The following is a 3,361-nucleotide window of genomic DNA, read 5'->3' as shown; positions in this document are numbered from 1 at the left end:
GATTTGCCGCCGACTTCCTTCAGGCTCCACCTCACGGTGGACACCCTTGTCTTAAGCTAATCGCTACTACTGCCTTCACGATTCAGGACTTTAACCTTATAGAATATGTGCATGCCTCGCACACTAAAAAAACCGAAGAGCCCTTGGGGATTCTTCGGTTTTCTGTACTTAGATTATTGATTATTTTGCTGTTGAACTTGCTGCATTTGCTGTTGGGCTTGCTGTAGCTGCTGTTGAGCCTGCTGCATTTGTTGTTGTTCTTGTGCATTCGCTTGTGCCCCAGCCTGTGCTTGAGCTTGTTGAAGTTGCTGTTGAGCCTGCTGAAGTTGCTGCTGCGCCTGTTGTAATTGTTGCGGGTTCGCACTTTGCTGTGCTTGTTGAACCGCTTGCTGAGCTTGTTGTGCCGCTTGAATCGCTTGTTGCAATTGTTGGTTTTGCTGTTGTGGCATAATTAAAACCTCCTGACAAAAATTTTCTCATTGAATTTCAGAAACCCAACAGTTTCTAATCTTTGTAGAGGTTAGGAAATTTATGCATAAAGCCACCAAATGAGCTTTGGCAAAAAATTTCATCTTCATCACTTTCTAAATAGATTCAGGCAGCAATGCATCATTGTCAATGACCAAAAGCAATTTCTTGGCTGATTCCCTTAATTCGCCTTTTGCATTTACACATGCCAATTATACAGACCCAACACTATCGTCCTTAACTCTTTCCTCAGCAAGTCTGCCGTTGTCGCAGGAGGAACGATGACTTTGTCTCCTTTTTTCCATTCGACAGGAGTTGCAAGCAATGCGGTTATGAGACGTAATATTTCATCCATATTGCGTCCTAACAGCACGCATAACTTGTTTATCATCAATAACAAACGCAGCTCGAGAAGTTTCCGTTGAGCTTTCTTCAAGCATGCTCATACTATAATTCTGTGCTACACCTTTGTTCAAGTCTGCATGCACAGGAAATTCAATATCAACGCCAAACTTATCCTTAATATTTCGGATCCAGGCAATTTGGGAATATACACTATCAATGCTCAATCCTAACAGTTCCGTGTTTAATTCACGTAGTTTTGGGTAAATCTTTTGAAAACCAATAAATTTAGTCGTACATACCGGAGTAAAATCTGCTAGATGTGAAAAAAGAATAACCCAACTTCCTTTATAATCAGATAACCGTAACGTACCGTGAGTTGTTAGAACTTCGACGTCAAGTGCTTTTGACCCGATGCGTGGCAATGATCTAACTTCAGTTCCTTCAACATTTCAAACATTTGCACTCATTTAAATTTCCTCCTTTTTAATAATGAATATAATTTACTCGCTACATATATACTATACTCGGTAACTCTTCATACTCATATCCACAAAATGTAAGGAGCATATTCAAACTTTGCTTAAAAAAAGCATGGAAGTCGTTTCACTTACGACTTCCATACTACGCTCAAAAAACATTACTCATATCTTTGCTGGTCGTTTACTTCATCTTTCAACTCTTCACGGAACCCTTCGATACTTTCAGCTCGACGCTTATTTTTTTCACGAATTTGTTGCTTCGTTTCAGCACTCATTTCCTCTTCATGAGCTTCTAAATAATCTTCAGCTTCATTCATATTTTGAAGTGTATTACCGATCATTCTTTCAAGTTTTTCGGGGTTATCTGAACGATCATCTGGTTTTGGTTTTGGCATTACAACCATTCCTCCTTTTTCTTTTGAACTATAGTATGTCCGAGATAAAAAGGGATATGTACGTATTTATGCCTCACTTGCAAAACCACGCTCTTCAGTATCCTGTTCAACATACAACTTCCGAGAGTAAAGAGCTAATTCAACTTCTTCTTCATTTAAAATCTCTAAGATTTTAAAATTAATTTCTTCACGGACGCCCAAATACTCTCCCCAATTTGTCGTTTTCGTAAAAAAATAAAAATAAACAATAAACCCATTTTCTTGAAACTCATTGAATTTCACAAAAATAGTTTCTGGATGAACGGCATCATGTTTAGTAACGTACTCTTCAATTCGCTTGACAGTCTTACGAAGCTTATCTACAGGCGTCACATGTGCTACATGTAAATTAAACGTAATTTGCCGTTTTCCCATCTCACTCCAATTCGTAATCGGTTCTTTCGCCAACGTGGCATTTGGAACGACGACAACCGCATCTGCAAACGTTCGAACTTTCGTACTTCGAAAAGAAATATCTTCCACCGTCCCTTCTACACTCGGAGTTAAAATCCAATCTCCGATCGTAAAAGGTTTTTCTGTAATAATAACAATGCCACCAAACAAATTGGCAAGCGCATCTTGTGCCGCTAATGAAATCGCAAGTCCGCCTAATCCAAGCCCTGCTACAAAACCGCTAATCTCATAGCCAAACTCTTGAGCAATAATGCTAAAGCTAATCGCCAAAATAATAAACCGTAACGCCCTTGAAAAAAACGGGATGAGAATCTCATCAATCTTGATGCTATATTTACCGTTCAACCGTTCAAAAAACGCTGATGATTCAGAGGCTAAGCCGTAAAGTCCCCACGTTATGAGTACAATGATCGAAACACGAATCATATCTAAAAATAAAGGATTAGTATGATCGATATACGGAAAATAATGAATTGCGATATAAATTCCAATCACAGTGAAAAACCATTCAACTGGTTTTTTAAAAGATAAAAAGGCTGACGACAATACACCACCAGGTGTTTTATTGCCTATTTTCATTAATAATGTAAAAACATACTTTGCAAATAATTTGCGAAACAATAAAAATAGTAAAAACAATGCAATTGAAAGTCCGATATTTCGAATATTTTCATTAAAAATAATAAAATCCCAAATCTCGACGATCATCTGCACGTCCTCCTTTCGGAATCATTTTTCATCATAACATAGAAAGACGATAAAAAGGATCAACCTTATCATAGTAGAAAAGACAACCTTAAATCGAGTCTCCTTTCACGTGACGAAAGACTCTTTCACTTTGAGTATTCTTTGAGACATACTTATCCTTTTCTCATTAACGCATTCTGAACATTCTTATATAAATTGTTCAGCCCTACGTAATCCTCATCACTAATATGGCTTTGGCTAACTTCTACGATAAAAGCTTTCTTTCTAAGGACTCCTCATCTGTCCGTGCCTTAAGACCTCTCAATTTTACTCGTCTGAAATGCACATCTTTTGGAGCTTTCACTTTATCCGCCTATAAACCTTCGTATCAAATTTTTTTGAGCCAAAATTTTGATGCACGCTTCATCTCTTACCTTACAATAAGGACCTTGGCTTCTGTATTTCGCAAGTGAAAAGTGATCCACTTCGCAATTTAATTTTGATCCACTTGATTGGTTTCAAAATTGATCCATT

At 37.8% G+C, this 3,361-nt stretch carries 5 protein-coding genes; all 5 read right to left on the bottom strand.

The features are described 5' to 3' along the window. Positions 1 to 173: 173 nt before the first annotated feature. Positions 174 to 449: a hypothetical protein gene (locus ABU914_RS15220; RefSeq protein ID WP_379670544.1), complete on the bottom strand. Its 276-nt coding sequence runs from the start codon at positions 447 to 449 to the stop codon at positions 174 to 176. A 218-nt stretch (positions 450 to 667) separates the two neighbouring features. Next, on the bottom strand, positions 668 to 823 hold the full coding sequence (locus tag ABU914_RS15215) for a hypothetical protein (protein ID WP_379670543.1): 156 nt from the start codon (positions 821 to 823) through the stop codon (positions 668 to 670). Then, positions 816 to 1,235, bottom strand: coding sequence for a redoxin domain-containing protein (locus tag ABU914_RS15210; protein ID WP_379670542.1), 420 nt, complete (start codon positions 1,233 to 1,235; stop codon positions 816 to 818). Before ABU914_RS15210 ends, ABU914_RS15215 begins: the two co-directional genes overlap by 8 nt. A 215-nt stretch (positions 1,236 to 1,450) precedes the next feature. Beyond that, positions 1,451 to 1,687 carry a small acid-soluble spore protein Tlp gene (tlp, locus tag ABU914_RS15205; RefSeq protein ID WP_379670541.1) on the bottom strand — a complete coding sequence of 79 codons (237 nt, stop codon included), beginning with the start codon at positions 1,685 to 1,687 and terminating at the stop codon, positions 1,451 to 1,453. A gap of 66 nt (positions 1,688 to 1,753) precedes the next feature. After that, on the bottom strand, positions 1,754 to 2,848 hold the full coding sequence (locus ABU914_RS15200) for a mechanosensitive ion channel family protein (RefSeq protein ID WP_379670540.1): 1,095 nt from the start codon (positions 2,846 to 2,848) through the stop codon (positions 1,754 to 1,756). Positions 2,849 to 3,361 lie beyond the last annotated feature (513 nt).

It is taken from the genome of Pueribacillus sp. YX66 (genome assembly GCF_041725775.1).
Classification (GTDB): domain Bacteria; phylum Bacillota; class Bacilli; order Bacillales; family UBA6769; genus Pueribacillus.
This window is presented reverse-complemented; position numbering and strand designations above follow the sequence as displayed.

Excerpts from the sequence above, each read along its gene's own strand:
- tlp (WP_379670541.1), bottom strand. The coding sequence starts at position 1,687 with ATGCCAAAACCAAAACCAGATGATCGTTCAGATAACCCCGAAAAACTT.
- ABU914_RS15215 (WP_379670543.1), bottom strand. The coding sequence starts at position 823 with ATGGATGAAATATTACGTCTCATAACCGCATTGCTTGCAACTCCTGTC.
- ABU914_RS15200 (WP_379670540.1), bottom strand. The coding sequence starts at position 2,848 with ATGATCGTCGAGATTTGGGATTTTATTATTTTTAATGAAAATATTCGA.
- ABU914_RS15220 (WP_379670544.1), bottom strand. The coding sequence starts at position 449 with ATGCCACAACAGCAAAACCAACAATTGCAACAAGCGATTCAAGCGGCA.